This window comes from Mesorhizobium sp. M1006 (assembly GCF_040318825.1).
GTDB lineage: Bacteria > Pseudomonadota > Alphaproteobacteria > Rhizobiales > Rhizobiaceae > Mesorhizobium.
This window is the reverse complement of record NZ_JAMYMZ010000014.1, coordinates 30,978-46,033: the sequence shown is the minus strand read 5'-3', so window position 1 is coordinate 46,033 and position 15,056 is coordinate 30,978. Positions and strand designations below refer to the sequence as shown.

Genomic DNA, 15,056 nt, shown 5'->3' with positions numbered 1-15,056 from the left:
CCTACACGTGGCAAAGGATTCGAGACGGGATTTCTGCTGTGACGGAAGGACTCGGTAGCGACATCAAGCGGTCGTTCGATGTAAGCGGTCCCATTGTCGGCTTGGGGTCATGAGCGTGCTTCGGCCACGGGCCAACGAACTTCCGCCAAAGGGTCCTCTTCCGCCGTGCCACACGGACACTAGGTGTCGGATTTTCCCACCGGCCCATGACTGCAAGGTCAAAGCGCTACAGCGTCCTTTGCACGTCCAAAGGACGCGCGGCGCTGTTGAGCAAACGCTTTTGTCCCCCGAACTGTCCGCTTTGAACGCTTGAAGGGGCACTGTGGCTGTGCGATAGGCACTCCACAAAGCAGAGAACCTTTCGGAGAGCGCTGACATGGCGGGTGGACGGGGCCTTATGGCCGGCAAGCGCGGCCTTATCCTTGGCATCGCCAACAATCGCTCGATCGCTTACGGCATCGCCAAGGCCTGTGTCGACCATGGCGCCGAGATCGCGCTGACCTATCAGGGCGAGGCGTTCAAGAAACGCGTCGAGCCGCTCGCGGCGGAACTGGGCGCGCATGTCGCCGGCCATTGCGACGTGACCGACCCGGCCAGCCTCGATGCGGTGTTCGAAAATGTCAGCAAGCACTGGGGTGGCAAGCTCGATTTCCTCGTCCACGCCATCGCCTTTTCCGACAAGGACGAACTGACCGGCCGCTATGTCGAGACGACGCGCGACAATTTCCTGCGCACCATGGATATTTCGGTCTATTCCTTCACCACCATCGCCAAACGTGCCGAGGCGCTGATGACCGACGGCGGCTCGCTGCTCACGCTGACCTATTACGGTGCGGAAAAGGTGATGCCGCACTATAACGTCATGGGTGTCGCCAAGGCGGCACTCGAAGCCAGCGTGCGCTATCTGGCCGTCGACCTCGGCGCCAAGAAGATCCGTGTCAACGCGATCTCCGCCGGCCCAATCAAGACGCTTGCCGCATCCGGCATCGGCGATTTCCGCTATATCCTGAAATGGAACGAATACAATTCGCCGTTGAAGCAGACGGTCACGCAGGAGGAGGTCGGCGATTCCGGCGTCTATTTCCTGTCCGACCTTTCGCGCGGCGTCACCGGCGAGATCCATCATGTCGATTCCGGCTATCATGTCGTCGGCATGAAGGCGGTCGACGCGCCGGATATTTCGACGGTCAAGGACTGACGCCACCGCCTGACCTCTTCCGGAAGACCTGATGTACCCGCTCGTCTATATCGTGCGCCACGGCCAGACGGCGTGGAACGCCGAGGCCCGGCTGCAGGGGCAGGCCGATACCGACCTCAACGAGCTCGGCCGCGAGCAGGCTAGCCGCAACGGGCGCAGGCTGGCCGAACTCATCGACAAGCCCGAAGATTTCGATTTTGTCGCCAGCCCGATGCGGCGCACGCGCGAGACGATGGAGCGCCTGCGCGCGGCGATGAAGCTCGATCCGTACGCCTATCGTACCGAGCCGCTGCTCGTGGAATTGAGCTTTGGCGACTGGCAGGGTTTCACCTTTGCCGAACTCGAGGCGAACAATCCCGGTTCGACCAGGCGCCGCCGCCTCGATAAATGGAATTTCCAGCCGCCCGGCGAGGGCGCCGAAAGCTACCCGATGCTGCTCGAACGGGTGAAGCCGTGGTTCGACGCGCTCGATCGCCAGACGGTCTGCGTGACCCATGGTGGCATCATGCGCGTAATGTTCCGCTTGGTACTGGGGATGTCCGAACAAGATGCGGTCAGCATGGAAGTGCCGCAGGATCGCGTGCTCAGACTGGACGGCCGGCGCCTGGAGTGGCTCTGAGACCGATGACCTAGCGTATGTTGAGATCAGGTCGGGCCGGCATCAGCTGAATATCGACGCGTCCTACTCGGTCGATCCGGTGTCCGGCAGTTCCATGTCGGTGACGACGTTCTCGCCATTCGTCACGTCGTAGGCGAGGACGATGTCCATGCCTGGCTTCAGCGCATCGAGGTCGGTTTCGGCGTTCAGCTTGTAGGACTTGCCGTCGTCCAGCGTCAGCGTCAGCGCATCCTTGTCGACCTTCTTGATCAGGCCCTCGGTCTGGCCGGCGAAGGCGGCGGTGGAAATCAACAGCGTGGCGGCAACAGCGCCAATCAGGATACGCATCATCGTCCTCTTTAATCATTGCCGGTACAGCGGCTCCGTCCAACGGAACGGAACTGAGCAGAAACCAATCGAATGTGTCAAAACTAAATCCGCGGGATCACAGTTTGACCACTGTGGAAAACGCCAATAGAAGGCAGGCGACAGCGCCGCGCGTCCTCCTGGACGCGCAAGGGGACGCTGTAGCACTTTTGATTTTGTGCATGATCCTTTCCGAAAATCGCTCCGATTTTCGGGGTCATGCGCTAGGCCGGCTCCGACGCCGGCAGGGCTGGTTCCATGTCGCACAACACGTTCGGCCATCTTTTCCGCGTCACCACCTGGGGCGAAAGCCATGGGCCGGCGCTGGGCTGCGTCGTCGACGGCTGTCCGCCAGGCATCCGCTTCACTCGCGACGAGATCCAGGCCGAACTCGACAAGCGCCGCCCCGGCCAGTCACGTTTTGTAACGCAGCGTCGCGAACCTGACGAGGTCAAGGTCCTGTCCGGCTTCATCCTCGATGAGGACGGTGAGACGATGGTCACCACCGGCACGCCGGTGTCGATGCTGATCGAGAACGTCGACCAGCGCTCCAAGGACTATGGCGACATCGCCCGCCAGTTCCGGCCGGGCCATGCCGATTACACTTACGAGGTCAAATACGGCCTGCGCGATTACCGCGGCGGCGGTCGCTCCTCGGCGCGTGAGACGGCGGCGCGGGTGGCGGCCGGGGCGCTTGCCCGCAAGGTCGTGCCCGGCATGGTGGTGCGCGGCGCGCTGGTGTCGATGGGCGATAAATCGATCGATCGCGCCAATTGGAACTGGAATTTCGTCGGCGACGCCGAAAACCCGTTCTTCACGCCTGATCCGGCGTCCGTCGCCGTCTTCACGAAATATCTGGACGGCATCCGCAAGGCGGGCTCCTCGGTCGGTGCGGTCATCGAGATCGTCGCCGACGGCGTTCCGGCGGGGCTTGGCGCGCCGATCTATGCCAAGCTCGACCAGGACATCGCCGCCGGCCTGATGTCGATCAACGCCGTCAAGGGCGTCGAGATCGGCAACGGTTTCGAGGCCGCCCGCATCACCGGCGAGGAGAATGCCGATGAGATGCGCATGGGCAATGACGGCAAGCCGGTCTTCCTGTCCAACAATGCCGGCGGCATCCTCGGCGGCATCTCGACCGGCCAGGCGATCGTCGCGCGTTTCGCCGTCAAGCCGACCTCGTCGATCCTGACGCCGCGAAAGTCGATCGACAAGGACGGTAACGACGTCGAGATCATGACCAAGGGCCGGCACGATCCATGCGTCGGCATCCGCGCCGTACCGATCGGCGAGGCGATGGTTGCCTGCGCCATTGCCGATCATTATCTGCGTCATCGGGGACAAACGGGAAGGGAGTAGGGGAGTAGGGGAGTAGGGGAGTAGGGGAGTAGGGGAGTAGGTTACGCAGCTCCCACGACAGCATTTTTTCCTTTTCCCTACTCCCGTACTGCCCTACTCCCTTACTCCCCTGTTCCCGCGAGCGAAGCGAGCACCCATGCCTTACGACCAGAAGAAAATCGTCGAAGCCCTGCGCGCCTTCGAGCGCGGCGAGATCGTCGTCGTTATGGACGATGACGGCCGCGAGAACGAGGGTGACCTGATCGTCGCCGCCGTCCATTGCACGCCGGAAAAGATGGCGTTCATCGTCCGCAACACGTCGGGCATCGTCTGCACGCCGATGCCGCGCGAGGAAGCAAAGCGGCTCAACCTGTCGCCGATGGTGGCTGACAATGATTCCGCCCACACCACCGCCTTTACCGTCAGCGTCGACTTCAAGCACGGCACCACGACCGGCATTTCGGCGGACGACCGGACGCTGACGGTGCGCAATCTCGCCAACGGCAATGTCGGCGCGTCCGATTTCGTGCGCCCCGGCCACATCTTTCCGCTGATCGCGCGCGAAGGCGGCGTGCTGATGCGTTCGGGCCATACCGAAGCCGCTGTCGACCTCTGCAAGCTCGCCGGCCTGCCGCCGGTCGGCGTCATTTCCGAGCTGGTCAATGATGACGGCACCGTTATGCGTGGCCCGCAGGTGCAGGCCTTCGCCGAAAAGCACGGGTTGAAGCAGATCTCGGTTGCCGACCTTATCGGCTACCGGCAACGCAAGGAAACGCTGGTCGAGCGCGTCGCCTGTTCCGACATCGAGACGCCGGGCGGCAAGGCGCAGGTCTTCACCTACACGCTGCCCTGGGACTCCATGCATCACGTGGCGGTCGTCTTCGGCGATATCCGCGACGGCGTCGAGGTGCCGGTGCGCCTTCATTCCGAGGACGTGGTCAGCGACGTCTTCGGCACCAGCCACAGGCTGGACGCCATCATGAAGGCAATGGGCGAGCGCCAACGCGGCGTCATCGTCTATCTGCGCGAAGGCTCGGTCGGCGTCGCCCATCAGGAGCGCAAGCGGCCGGCTGCCGGCGACCGCGAGGACCATGAAGAGGCTCGTCGCCGCGAAAACGAATGGCGCGAGATCGGCCTCGGCGCGCAAATCCTCAAGGATCTCGGCATTTCCTCGATCAATCTGATCGCCTCGCGCGAGCGCCATTATGTCGGCCTCGAAGGTTTTGGCATCCACATCGCCAAGACCGAGATTCTTTAGGCCATTCTCACGGTGCTGGTATGCGTCCGGCCCCGGCTCGGGCCGAACGCACCGGAAACTATTCCGCAGCGACCGCGGCTGCGTCGCATGCAGGCATGTCGCAGTTCGGCGCGGCAAGGCTGCGCTGGCCGGCGAGCACGATGACCAGCGCGATTGTGCCCGATGCCACCGATACCCAGAACCCGTTCTGCGCGCCGAAAGCGTCCACTACCCAGCCGGCGGCGAACGAGCCGAGCGCCATGCCGATGCCGATGCCGGTCATCACCCAGGTCACGCCCTCGGTCAGCACCGCCTCGGGCACGCGCCGTTCGATCAGGCCAAATGCCGTGATGAAGGTCGGCGAGATTGCCACGCCGCTGACGAAGACGGCCAGTGCCAGCAGCGGCACGGTGTCGGCGACGAGCAGCGGCAGCGAGGTAAGCGCAATGATGGCGATTGCGATGGCAAGCTGAATCTGCAGCGGCACTTTCAGGTTCAGGGCGCCGATGATGATGCCGACGACGAACGATCCGAGCGCGTAGACGCCGATGACGAAGCTGGCGGCGCCCGGCTGGGCAAGCTCCTTCGTGATCGCCACGGTGCTCACCTCCGTGGTGGCGAAGGTCGCGCCGATGAAGATCAGGGCCAAGGTGATGATCTGGACCGGCCGCAGCCGGATTGCCGAGCCGCCCGAACCGTGTTCCACCGGTCGGGCTCGCGGTTCGGTCGAACGCTGCAGGATGAAGGCCGTCGAACCGAAGGCGAGGAACAATGTGCTCGCGAGCACTCCCGCTTCCGGGAAAAGCGCGACGCTCAGCCCTACCGACAGCGATGCGCCGGCGATGTACACCAGTTCGTCCGCCGCCGACTCGAAGGCGAACGCCGTGTTCAACTCGGGGCGGTTGCGAAAAATCTCGGTCCAGCGTGCGCGCACCATTGCCGGTATGCTGGGCATGATGGCGGCGAGCAGCGCCGAGACGAATAGCGTCCATATCGGCCAATGCTGATTGGCCGCTGCAATCAGGATCGCAAAAGCGAGCGTGGAAATCATGGTGGTCGGCACCACAATCCGCGTCTGGCCGAGGCGGTCCACCAGTCGCGATACCTGCGGGGCGACAAAAGCGTTGGCCAGCGCATATGTCGCGGAGACGGCACCGGCCAGCCAGTATTCGCCATCGGTCTGCGACAGCATCGCGACGATCCCGATCGGAGCCATGGCCATCGGCAGCCGGGCAACGAAGCCGGCGGCGGCAAAGCCCTTGGCGCCCGACGCGCGAAAGATCTGGGAATAGGGATTTTGCATGGTCTGGCTCCTCGACAACGGCCGGTTCGGCGATTACATACGTAGCGTATGAGTTTAAATAGATCATACGCGGCGTATGTCAATTGGCATACGAGACGTATGGTAATAGGGCCAGAGCATGCATAGACCACGCAAGGAGATGATTGCCGAAACCCGCGCCAAGCTGATCGGAGCGGCGCGCCAGGCCTTCGGCACGCTCGGCTATGCCGAAGCCTCGATGGATGACTTCACGGCATCGGCCGGGCTGACGCGCGGTGCGCTCTATCATCACTTCGGCGACAAGAAGGGCCTACTCCAGGCGGTTATCGCCGAGATCGACGCCGAAATGGCAGCCCGGCTGAAGGTCGTTTCGGCCAAGCCGGGCAATCTCTGGCAGGGCTTTGTCGACGAATGCACCGCCTATATCGAGATGGCGCTGGAGCCGGAGATCCAGCGTATCGTGCTTCGTGACGGGCCGGCGGTGCTCGGCGATCCATCGCAATGGCCAAGCCAGAGCACATGCATCCGCTCGATGACGGAGAGCCTGCAAAGACTGAGCGACGAGGGGACAATTCTCGCCGTCGATCCCGAAGCCGCGGCAAGGCTGGTCAGCGGCGCTTCGTTGCATGGGGCGCAGTGGATCGCAAATTCGAACGATCCCGAAGCGACGTCGAAGAAGGCAGTGAAGGCGTTCAAGGTTCTTCTGGAAGGGCTGCTCAATCGCACCGGCAAGCTGCCTAAGCCTGATCGATCGTCAGCGAAGCAGCCCCAGATTGACCGATCACCGGCCTGAGGTCATTCTTTTCGCCGATCCCAGGCGGCTCGCGGTGGGCTCAGCCGACGCCGGTTGCCTAAACCCTGTTGAACATCGCCTCACCAGCGCGCGAAAACATGGCCAAAGCGGCGAGGCGCGCCTATATCGGGGCATGGTCACGCGACTTTATACCCACCCGATTTTCCTCGAGCACATAACACCGCCCGGTCATCCGGAGCGGCCGGACCGTTTGCGCGCCATAGAGCGTGTGCTTGACGACGAGGCGTTCGCGGCGCTCGATCGCGTCCAGGCGCCGGAAGGCAACGAGGCAACCATCCTCTACGCACATCCGCCCGAATTCGTCAAACGGGTCCGTGCAGCGATACCGGACACCGGCATCGCCCGTATCGATGCCGACACCACCGCCAGCCCGAAGAGCTGGCAGGCGGCCGTGACCGCGATCGGCGCAGCCAACGCCGCGGTCGACGACGTCTTCACCGGCCGTGCCGAAAACGTCTTCGTCGCCGCACGGCCGCCCGGCCATCATGCCGAAAAGACCACCTCCATGGGTTTTTGCCTGTTCAACACCGCCGCGATCGCGGCACGCTACGCGCAGAAGAACCATGGCGCCGACCGTGTCGCCGTCGTCGACTGGGATGTACATCACGGCAACGGCACGCAGGACATTTTCTGGGACGATCCATCGGTGCTCTATTGCTCGACACACCAGATGCCGCTTTACCCGGGAACCGGGGCTGTGAGCGAAACCGGCGCCGGCAACATCGTCAACGCGCCGCTGGCGCCGCAGAGCGGCAGCGATAGTTTTCGCGACGCCTTTCTGTCACGCATCCTGCCGGCGCTCGACAATTTTGCGCCCGATCTCATCATCATCTCCGCCGGTTTCGATGCCCACCACCGCGATCCGCTGGCCGAGATCAACCTGACTGAGGATGATTTCGACTGGGCGACCGGCCAGTTGCTCGAACGAGCCGGGCGCCATAGCCGCAACCGGCTCGTCAGCGTGCTCGAGGGCGGCTACGATCTGCAGGGATTGGCATTTTCAGTCGCCGCCCATGTTGGGCGGCTGATGAAGGGATAGATGATGGCTGGTGAGACCAACGAGGACGTCAAGGCGATGAGCTTCGAGCAGGCGCTCGAGGCGCTGGAGAGGATCGTCGACGATCTGGAGCGCGGCGACGTTCCGCTCGACCAGTCGATCCGCATCTACGAGCGCGGCGAGGCGCTGAAGGCGCATTGCGACCGGCTGCTGAAGGCGGCCGAGGACAAGGTCGAGAAAATCAGGCTGTCGCGTGACGGCAAGCCGGTGGGGACAGAGCCGTTGGACGCGGATTGAGGCGCGGCGTCGAACGACAATTTTGCTTACCGGCTTTGGACATCATCACGATTGAGGGTAAAACTCATCCCGTTTGAAACGGCTCCAGGACGAGAGGAGATTGCGAAGGATGTGCAGAAACATCAAGACCCTGTTCAATTTCGATCCGCCGGCAACCAATGACGAGGTCCGCGATGCCGCACTTCAGTTTGTCCGCAAGCTGAGCGGAACGACGCGGCCGTCGAAACAGAACCAGCATGCGTTCGACCATGCCGTCGAGGCCATTGCCGCCTCGGCGCGCGAATTGCTCGACAGCCTCGAGACGACGCAGCATCCGCGCAATCGCGAAGAGGTGGCGGCCAAGGCGAAGGCCAAATCCGCACTTCGCTTCGCCTGAGGGGACCGCGTGAGCTTCTTTCCCGGAAACGATCCGCAGATGGGCGATGCCTTCGCCAGCGATCAGATCGAGCTGATGGTCATTCCGAATGCCAAGGATATTGGCGGATTTCAGGTTCGCCGCGCCTTGCCGACGGCCAGGCGCCGGCTGGTCGGACCCTTCATCTTCTTCGACCGCATGGGTCCAGCCGTTCTGCGAGCGGGCCAGGCGCTCGACGTGCGTCCGCACCCACATATCGGCCTGTCTACGGTGACTTACCTGTTCGACGGCAAGATCAGGCACCGCGATTCGCTCGGCACCGAGATGGTAATCCAGCCCGGGGACGTGAATTTGATGACCGCCGGCCGTGGCATCGTCCATTCGGAGCGCACGCCGGAAGAACTGCGCGGCGCGCCGATGTCGGTTTCCGGCCTGCAGACATGGCTGGCGCTGCCGGACGGCAAGGAGGAGGTCGCGCCGGTCTTCGAGAACACCGCAGCCCTGCGCCTGCCCGAAGTCGAGGCCGAGGGGGTCAGCGGCCGTGTGATCATCGGTGCGTTTTCCGGACTGCGCTCCCCGGTCGCCACCGCTTCGGACACGCTTTATGCCGATCTCAGGCTGGCGCCGGGTGCCAGCGTGAAAATCCCGGCCGATGCCGAGGAGCGCGCCATCTATACGCTGGAAGGCGAGGTTTCGATATCCGGTGACCGCTTTCCGGCCGAGCGGCTGCTGGTCTTCCGGCCCGGCGACGAAATCGTTGTCTCATCGGAACGCGGCGCCCATTTCATGCTGTTTGGCGGCGCCTCGCTCGGTTCGAAACGCTATATCTGGTGGAATTTCGTATCGTCCTCAAAGGAACGCATCGAGCAGGCGAAAGAAGAATGGAAGACAGGCCGCTTCGATATCGTTCCTGGAGACGAGCAAGAGTTCATCCCGCTGCCCGAAAGCTGATGCGCGTTACCGCCACATTTACATTCGCCGGCCAGCGGCATATTTCACGATGAACAGAAAATCTGACCAGGCTCGCAAACAGTGAACGCAAAGCCCGATACGCCGCTTCTCGACAAGGTCCGCGTCCCAGCCGATTTGCGCACGCTTGCCGAAGGCGACCTGCCGCAGCTTGCGTCAGAGCTTCGCGCCGAACTGATCGACGTCGTTTCCCACACCGGCGGCCATCTCGGCGCCGGCCTTGGCGTGGTCGAGTTGACCGTCGCGCTGCACTACGTCTTCAACACGCCGGACGACCGGCTGATCTGGGACGTCGGCCACCAGGCCTATCCGCACAAGATCCTGACCGGCCGCCGCGACCGCATCCGCACGCTGCGCCAGGAGGGCGGCCTGTCCGGCTTCACCCGTCGCGTCGAGAGCGAATACGATCCGTTCGGCGCAGCCCACTCCTCGACCTCGATTTCAGCCGGCCTCGGCATGGCGATGGCGCGCGATCTGTCCGATGGCCGCAACAATGTCATTGCCGTCATCGGCGACGGCGCCATGTCGGCCGGCATGGCCTATGAGGCGATGAACAATGCCGGCGCACTCGATGCCCGGCTGATCGTCATCTTGAACGACAACGATATGTCGATCGCTCCGCCGACCGGCGCAATGAGCGCCTATCTGGCCCGTCTGGCGTCGGGCAAGACCTATCTGGGCTTGCGCGATTTCGGCAAGAAGCTGACGTCGTATCTCGGCGAGCGCGCCGATCGCGCCATCAAGCGAGCGGTCGAGCATGCGCGCGGTTACGTCACCGGCGGCACGTTGTTCGAGGAAATGGGGTTCTACCACATCGGCCCGATCGACGGTCACAACCTCGAGCACCTGATCCCGGTGCTGAAGAACGTCCGCGACAATGCCGACGGCCCGGTGCTGATCCACGTCGTGACCCAGAAAGGCAAGGGCTACGCCCCGGCCGAGGCAGCGGCCGACAAATATCATGGCGTCAACAAATTCGACGTCATCACCGGCGCCCAGACCAAGGCGCCCGCCAATGCGCCGAGCTACACCAAGGTGTTTGCCGAAAGCCTGATCCAGGAGGCCCGAGAGGACGACCGCATCGTCGCCATCACCGCCGCCATGCCGAACGGCACCGGGCTTGACCTGTTCGGCGAAGCGTTTCCGGCGAGGACCTTCGATGTCGGCATCGCCGAGCAACATGCGGTGACCTTCGCCGCCGGTCTTGCCACGGAAGGCTTCAAGCCTTTCGCGGCGATCTACTCGACCTTTCTGCAGCGCGCCTACGACCAGGTCGTCCACGACGTGGCGATCCAGAAATTGCCGGTGCGCTTTCCGATCGATCGCGCCGGCTTCGTCGGCGCCGATGGTGCCACCCATTGCGGCGCCTTCGACACGACCTTCCTGGCGACGCTGCCCGGTTTCGTCGTCATGGCCGCGGCCGATGAGGCCGAGCTGCGCCATATGGTACGCACCGCTGCAAGCTACGATGACGGCCCGATCGCCTTCCGCTACCCGCGCGGCAACGGCGTTGGTGTCGAGATGCCGCAACGCGGCTCGGTATTGGAGATCGGCAAGGGCCGGATCGTCAGGGAGGGCACCAAGGTTGCGCTGCTTTCCTTCGGCACCAGGCTGCAGGATTGCCTGGCCGCGGCCGAGGAGCTTGGCGCGGCCGGGCTTTCGACCACGGTCGCCGATGCCCGTTTTGCCAAGCCGCTCGACGAGGACCTGATCCGGCGGCTGGCCCGTTCACACGAGGTGCTGGTGACGGTGGAAGAGGGCGCGGTCGGCGGCTTCGCCAGCCATGTGCTGCAGTTCCTGGCCCATGAAGGGCTGCTGGAGAGCGGCTTGAAGGTGCGCCCGCTGGTGCTGCCCGACACATTTGTCGACCATGCCAAGCCGGAAAAGATGTATGCCGATGCCGGGCTGGACAGCGCCGGCATCGTGCGCACCGTGTTCGTGGCGCTGGGGCATACCGCGCAGGCCCAGCGCGCCTAGTTTTTAGACGCATTTCCGGCGACGCCGAAGCGATTCAACTTGGCTGCAAGATGCTAGCCTGAATCAATATCTCAACTGCCTGAATCAAATTGCCGGCGAACAGTCGTAACCTGCTGTTTACGCTGCCGTTTGGCGATTTGCTTACCGTGTCCTTTGGCCGTTCTTCAACGCTGCCCTGCTAGAAGGCAACCAGGCAGGGGAAAGAAGACCAATGAGATCGCTTTTGGGCGGCATCGCGCTTGCGGCCATCTTCGCCGCGTCGGCCGGGGCCGAAACGCGCTACGACCGCAAACTCGAAGAGGCGGTGATGGGCATCGTCGCCGGCAAGATCGGCGAGATCCGTGGCGGCTTTTCCTACAACAAGCAGGCGCCGCAATTTGTCGTCATGCCAGATACCTCACCGAAGGCGTCAATTTCCGTTGACCGGCCGCGCCCGCAGGTGTTCGGCGACAGCAGCGACGGTCTGACGCCGGCCGTCGAACGGCGGGTTTCGCGGACCATATTCTAAAGCATGATCCCGAAGAGACTCTAGAAACTAGAACCACATATCCCGCACACAGCGACCATCTCTCGGCAAATCCTCGAATGCATCGAGACCATCGAAATGGTCGATCGGGAGATCGGCGACGGCCTCGGGCGGCGCAAGCCTCACATTGACGGCGATGCGGTAGCGCCCAGCCGCATCGGGATGCAAACCGCGCCAGGCCAGGACGCAAGCGCAGGTTGGGCAGAAGAGAATCTCAAGCGAAGGATGAGCCTTTCCGACGCGCCGATAGGCGCTTACGGGCCCGGCAAGGCGGATGCGTTCGTCGACATGGTCATAAGCCCAGAGCGTGCCGTAGCGACGGCAAAGTGTGCAATTGCAGGCAGTGATCGAACCGGGATCGCCCTCCAGGGTCCAGTGGGCTGCGCCGCAGTGGCAGGTTCCCGTCAGCATGTTTCCTCCTCCACGTTTCGACGGCTAAACGGCATCTCTTTCTTAGCATTGCGTCGGATCTCGTGCGAGGTTCGACAAACAGCGGAGTGGCTTGATGCGTTCACCCGTTGCCAACTATGCATTGTCTCATCGCCAATATCCTTGCCATCATCGTTGGCATTCGCCATGAAGGCCGATGACTTCCCTTCCGCCAGCCAGCATACGCCAGCGGCTCGACGAATTGCTCGTCCAGCGCGGTCTGTTTGCCAGCCGCTCGCGTGCCCGCGACGCGGTCGAGCGCGGCACCGTGACGGTCGATGGCATCGTCGCCCTCAAGCCGGGCCAGGCCGTTCTGCCTGAGTGCAACATTGTCGTTGACGATCCGGCGCAGGGTTACGTGTCGCGCGCCGCACTGAAGCTGAAGGCTGGTCTCGAGCATTTCGCCCTCGACCCCACCGGCAGCGAAGCGCTCGATGTCGGCGCCTCGACCGGGGGCTTTACGCAGGTGCTGCTCGAACGCGGCGCGGCGCATGTCACCGCGATCGATGTCGGGCACGGCCAGATGCACTCCGACATTGCCGGCGATCCGCGCGTGACGGTAATTGAAGGCCTGAATGCGCGCCAACTATCGGCCGCCGATCTCGGCGGCCGTGTGCCGGATTTCATCGTCTCGGATGTCAGCTTCATATCGCTGAAACTGGCGCTGCCGCCGGCGCTTGCCTTGGCCAGGAATGGCGCAAAAGCTGTGTTTCTGGTCAAGCCGCAATTCGAGGCCGGCCGCGAGGCGATCGGCAAGGGCGGCCTGCTTAAGGACCCCTATGATGCGGCGCGCATTGCCGGCCTGATGCAGGACTGGCTCGATGCCATTCCCGGCTGGCGCTCGCTGGGGCTTCATCTGTCACCGATAGAGGGCGGCGACGGCAACCGCGAGTTCCTGCTCGGCGGCATCAAGGACGTCGAGACCCAGAAGCGATGAGCACCCGTTTCACGATCGCAAGGTTGGGCTCGCAGGGCGACGGCATCGCCGAGACGGAAACCGGCGAGATTTTCATTCCGTTCGCGCTGCCGGGAGAGGTCGTCACCGCCGCGCGGGAGAAAGATCGCGCCACCTTGATGTCGGTCGTTGAGGCTTCGCCGTTGCGGGTCGATCCGCCGTGCCGGCATTTCGGCGCATGCGGCGGCTGCGCCGTCCAGCATCTCGAGACTGAAGCCTATCACCGGTGGAAGCGCGAAAAGGTCGTGCATGCGCTGAAGAGCAAGGGCATCGCTTGCGATGTCGGGGCGCTGGTGCCGTGCGCGCCGCACACGCGCCGCCGCGTCGTCTTCACCGCCCGGCGGAGCGAGGCGGGAATGCAGTTCGGCTTCGTTCGCGCGCTGTCATCCGAGATCATCTCGATCGAGGAATGCCCGATCTCGGCGCCGCAGATCGTCGCTGCGCTCGACCGTTTGAGGATGCTTGCCGGACTGATCTGCACCACGACCAAATCGTTCCACATGGCGGTGACGGTGACCGGTTCCGGCCTCGATGTCGCGGTTCACGATTCCGGCAAGCTCGGCGAGAACCAGCGCCGCGTCGCTTCCAACTTCGTCATCGCCGAGGGGCTGGCCAGGCTGTCGGTCGACGGCGAGATCATTATCGAACCAAACAAACCGGTCGTCCTGTTTGGTGGCGTCGCCGTCGCAGTGCCTCCGGGCGCTTTCCTGCAGGCGACCGAGGCTGCCGAACAGGCGATGGCCAACATTGTCGGCCAGCATTTCGCGCGCGCCAAAAAGGTCGCCGATCTGTTCGCCGGCTGCGGCAGCTTCGCGCTGCGCCTGGCCGCAAGATCGGAGGTTCATGCGGTGGAAGGCGATGCGGCAGCACTCGCGGCGCTCGACCGGGCATTCCGTTTCGCCAGCGGCCTGAAGCGGGTGACCGGCGAACGTCGCGACCTGTTCCGGAGGCCGCTCACATTCAAGGAGTTGAATGCCTTTGACGGCGTTGTCTTCGACCCGCCTCGCGCCGGCGCCGAGGACCAGTCGAAGCAGATCGCGCGCTCCTACGTGCCGCTCGTCGCTGCGGTGTCTTGCAATCCGGTAACGCTGGCGCGGGACCTACGCATCCTCATGGACGGCGGCTATACCCTGAAGAGCGTGACGCCGATCGACCAGTTCCTGTGGTCGCCGCATGTCGAGGCCGTGGCGCTGTTGGAGAAGCCGAGACGAAGACGCTAGCAGCCAGGGCCTGAAACGCGCACCAAAAAAGCACATTTTTAGCGCACGTCGTTCAGACCGTGCTAGGGAATTGCCACGAGCACCGCAGCCTTCGAAATTTCGCCATCGTGCTTCGGCGAGGAGCGGGCGCCGTTTCTCTCGCCAAGGCGGGTCGCTGAACTGCTAGGGGTCAATACGACAGAACTGGCGGGGCTGACCGGTCTCGCGCGCAACACGCTTGCCGCCGAGTCCGGTGCGCGCAAGGTCGACGCCGCATTGAGTCCCATCGTCCGTATCCTGGCGATGGCCGGCGAGATGGCCGGTGATGAACATCGTGCGGCGATCTGGTTCAAGCATCAGCCGATCCCCGGTTGGGCCGGAAAGACCGCCTACGATCTGGTTCGCGAAGGCAAGACGGACATGGTGCTTGCCTATCTGGAGGCAGTCCGCTCCGGCATCTATGCCTGAAACCAGGCTGACCCTGTGGCGCGCTTTTGTGCCGCGCTGGGCCGCTGTGAG

General features: G+C 63.4%; 17 protein-coding genes. 14 read left to right on the top strand and 3 right to left on the bottom strand.

The window, feature by feature from the left end:
* Window positions 1–376: 376 nt before the first annotated feature.
* Window positions 377–1,198 carry an enoyl-ACP reductase FabI gene (gene fabI / locus NKH60_RS15775; protein ID WP_352449903.1) on the top strand — a complete coding sequence of 274 codons (822 nt, stop codon included), beginning with the start codon at window positions 377–379 and terminating at the stop codon, window positions 1,196–1,198.
* Between the two features lie 31 nt (window positions 1,199–1,229).
* Complete coding sequence (locus NKH60_RS15770) at window positions 1,230–1,817, top strand: histidine phosphatase family protein (protein ID WP_352872662.1); 588 nt, start codon at window positions 1,230–1,232, stop codon at window positions 1,815–1,817.
* A 63-nt stretch (window positions 1,818–1,880) separates the two neighbouring features.
* Here the strand turns inward: NKH60_RS15770 and NKH60_RS15765 are convergent, their stop codons facing one another.
* On the bottom strand, window positions 1,881–2,144 hold the full coding sequence (locus NKH60_RS15765; RefSeq protein ID WP_023716902.1) for a DUF1344 domain-containing protein: 264 nt from the start codon (window positions 2,142–2,144) through the stop codon (window positions 1,881–1,883).
* A gap of 276 nt (window positions 2,145–2,420) precedes the next feature.
* Here NKH60_RS15765 and aroC point away from each other — a divergent pair, with 276 nt between their 5' ends.
* The gene (gene aroC, locus NKH60_RS15760; RefSeq protein ID WP_352470666.1) at window positions 2,421–3,521 is read left to right on the top strand and encodes a chorismate synthase; all 1,101 of its coding nucleotides are present in this window, start codon (window positions 2,421–2,423) and stop codon (window positions 3,519–3,521) included.
* A 136-nt stretch (window positions 3,522–3,657) separates the two neighbouring features.
* Complete coding sequence (gene ribB, locus NKH60_RS15755) at window positions 3,658–4,758, top strand: 3,4-dihydroxy-2-butanone-4-phosphate synthase (RefSeq protein WP_352449900.1); 1,101 nt, start codon at window positions 3,658–3,660, stop codon at window positions 4,756–4,758.
* A 58-nt stretch (window positions 4,759–4,816) separates the two neighbouring features.
* On the opposite strand, the gene NKH60_RS15750 is transcribed toward ribB, so the two are convergent.
* A complete protein-coding gene (locus NKH60_RS15750; RefSeq protein WP_352470665.1) occupies window positions 4,817–6,040 on the bottom strand; it encodes an MFS transporter in 1,224 nt (407 codons plus the stop codon).
* A gap of 118 nt (window positions 6,041–6,158) precedes the next feature.
* Between NKH60_RS15750 and NKH60_RS15745 the strand changes: the two genes are divergently transcribed.
* The 7 genes from NKH60_RS15745 (at window position 6,159) to NKH60_RS15715 (ending at window position 11,936) form a co-directional block, all read left to right on the top strand.
* Complete coding sequence (locus NKH60_RS15745; protein WP_352470664.1) at window positions 6,159–6,812, top strand: TetR/AcrR family transcriptional regulator; 654 nt, start codon at window positions 6,159–6,161, stop codon at window positions 6,810–6,812.
* A gap of 133 nt (window positions 6,813–6,945) precedes the next feature.
* A complete protein-coding gene (locus NKH60_RS15740) occupies window positions 6,946–7,872 on the top strand; it encodes a histone deacetylase family protein (RefSeq protein WP_352470663.1) in 927 nt (308 codons plus the stop codon).
* Window positions 7,873–7,875: 3 nt separating this feature from the next.
* Window positions 7,876–8,127: an exodeoxyribonuclease VII small subunit gene (locus NKH60_RS15735; RefSeq protein WP_031211056.1), complete on the top strand. Its 252-nt coding sequence runs from the start codon at window positions 7,876–7,878 to the stop codon at window positions 8,125–8,127.
* Window positions 8,128–8,236: 109 nt separating this feature from the next.
* Window positions 8,237–8,503, top strand: a complete 267-nt coding sequence (locus NKH60_RS15730) for a DUF2277 domain-containing protein (RefSeq protein WP_023716908.1) — start codon at window positions 8,237–8,239, stop codon at window positions 8,501–8,503.
* A 9-nt stretch (window positions 8,504–8,512) separates the two neighbouring features.
* Window positions 8,513–9,433 (top strand): pirin family protein, encoded by a 921-nt coding sequence (locus NKH60_RS15725; RefSeq protein WP_352540104.1) that lies wholly within the window; start codon window positions 8,513–8,515, stop codon window positions 9,431–9,433.
* A gap of 81 nt (window positions 9,434–9,514) precedes the next feature.
* The gene (dxs, locus tag NKH60_RS15720; RefSeq protein ID WP_352470661.1) at window positions 9,515–11,428 is read left to right on the top strand and encodes a 1-deoxy-D-xylulose-5-phosphate synthase; all 1,914 of its coding nucleotides are present in this window, start codon (window positions 9,515–9,517) and stop codon (window positions 11,426–11,428) included.
* A gap of 211 nt (window positions 11,429–11,639) precedes the next feature.
* A complete protein-coding gene (locus NKH60_RS15715; RefSeq protein ID WP_352612398.1) occupies window positions 11,640–11,936 on the top strand; it encodes a hypothetical protein in 297 nt (98 codons plus the stop codon).
* A gap of 27 nt (window positions 11,937–11,963) precedes the next feature.
* On the opposite strand, the gene NKH60_RS15710 is transcribed toward NKH60_RS15715, so the two are convergent.
* Window positions 11,964–12,365: a GFA family protein gene (locus tag NKH60_RS15710; protein WP_352449893.1), complete on the bottom strand. Its 402-nt coding sequence runs from the start codon at window positions 12,363–12,365 to the stop codon at window positions 11,964–11,966.
* Between the two features lie 175 nt (window positions 12,366–12,540).
* Here NKH60_RS15710 and NKH60_RS15705 point away from each other — a divergent pair, with 175 nt between their 5' ends.
* The 3 genes from NKH60_RS15705 (at window position 12,541) to NKH60_RS15695 (ending at window position 15,005) form a co-directional block, all read left to right on the top strand.
* A complete protein-coding gene (locus NKH60_RS15705) occupies window positions 12,541–13,320 on the top strand; it encodes a TlyA family RNA methyltransferase (RefSeq protein WP_352470660.1) in 780 nt (259 codons plus the stop codon).
* Window positions 13,317–14,558: a class I SAM-dependent RNA methyltransferase gene (locus NKH60_RS15700; protein ID WP_352540102.1), complete on the top strand. Its 1,242-nt coding sequence runs from the start codon at window positions 13,317–13,319 to the stop codon at window positions 14,556–14,558. The genes NKH60_RS15705 and NKH60_RS15700 overlap by 4 nt, the downstream gene beginning before the upstream one ends.
* A gap of 96 nt (window positions 14,559–14,654) precedes the next feature.
* Window positions 14,655–15,005, top strand: coding sequence for an antitoxin Xre/MbcA/ParS toxin-binding domain-containing protein (locus NKH60_RS15695; RefSeq protein ID WP_502906612.1), 351 nt, complete (start codon window positions 14,655–14,657; stop codon window positions 15,003–15,005).
* The last annotated feature ends 51 nt before the right edge of the window (window positions 15,006–15,056 follow it).

Excerpts from the sequence above, each read along its gene's own strand:
- NKH60_RS15770 (WP_352872662.1), top strand. The coding sequence starts at position 1,230 with ATGTACCCGCTCGTCTATATCGTGCGCCACGGCCAGACGGCGTGGAAC.
- NKH60_RS15765 (WP_023716902.1), bottom strand. The coding sequence starts at position 2,144 with ATGCGTATCCTGATTGGCGCTGTTGCCGCCACGCTGTTGATTTCCACC.
- NKH60_RS15700 (WP_352540102.1), top strand. The coding sequence starts at position 13,317 with ATGAGCACCCGTTTCACGATCGCAAGGTTGGGCTCGCAGGGCGACGGC.
- aroC (WP_352470666.1), top strand. The coding sequence starts at position 2,421 with ATGTCGCACAACACGTTCGGCCATCTTTTCCGCGTCACCACCTGGGGC.
- fabI (WP_352449903.1), top strand. The coding sequence starts at position 377 with ATGGCGGGTGGACGGGGCCTTATGGCCGGCAAGCGCGGCCTTATCCTT.
- NKH60_RS15730 (WP_023716908.1), top strand. The coding sequence starts at position 8,237 with ATGTGCAGAAACATCAAGACCCTGTTCAATTTCGATCCGCCGGCAACC.
- ribB (WP_352449900.1), top strand. The coding sequence starts at position 3,658 with ATGCCTTACGACCAGAAGAAAATCGTCGAAGCCCTGCGCGCCTTCGAG.
- NKH60_RS15715 (WP_352612398.1), top strand. The coding sequence starts at position 11,640 with ATGAGATCGCTTTTGGGCGGCATCGCGCTTGCGGCCATCTTCGCCGCG.
- NKH60_RS15735 (WP_031211056.1), top strand. The coding sequence starts at position 7,876 with ATGGCTGGTGAGACCAACGAGGACGTCAAGGCGATGAGCTTCGAGCAG.
- NKH60_RS15745 (WP_352470664.1), top strand. The coding sequence starts at position 6,159 with ATGCATAGACCACGCAAGGAGATGATTGCCGAAACCCGCGCCAAGCTG.
- NKH60_RS15705 (WP_352470660.1), top strand. The coding sequence starts at position 12,541 with ATGACTTCCCTTCCGCCAGCCAGCATACGCCAGCGGCTCGACGAATTG.
- NKH60_RS15710 (WP_352449893.1), bottom strand. The coding sequence starts at position 12,365 with ATGCTGACGGGAACCTGCCACTGCGGCGCAGCCCACTGGACCCTGGAG.
- NKH60_RS15740 (WP_352470663.1), top strand. The coding sequence starts at position 6,946 with ATGGTCACGCGACTTTATACCCACCCGATTTTCCTCGAGCACATAACA.
- NKH60_RS15750 (WP_352470665.1), bottom strand. The coding sequence starts at position 6,040 with ATGCAAAATCCCTATTCCCAGATCTTTCGCGCGTCGGGCGCCAAGGGC.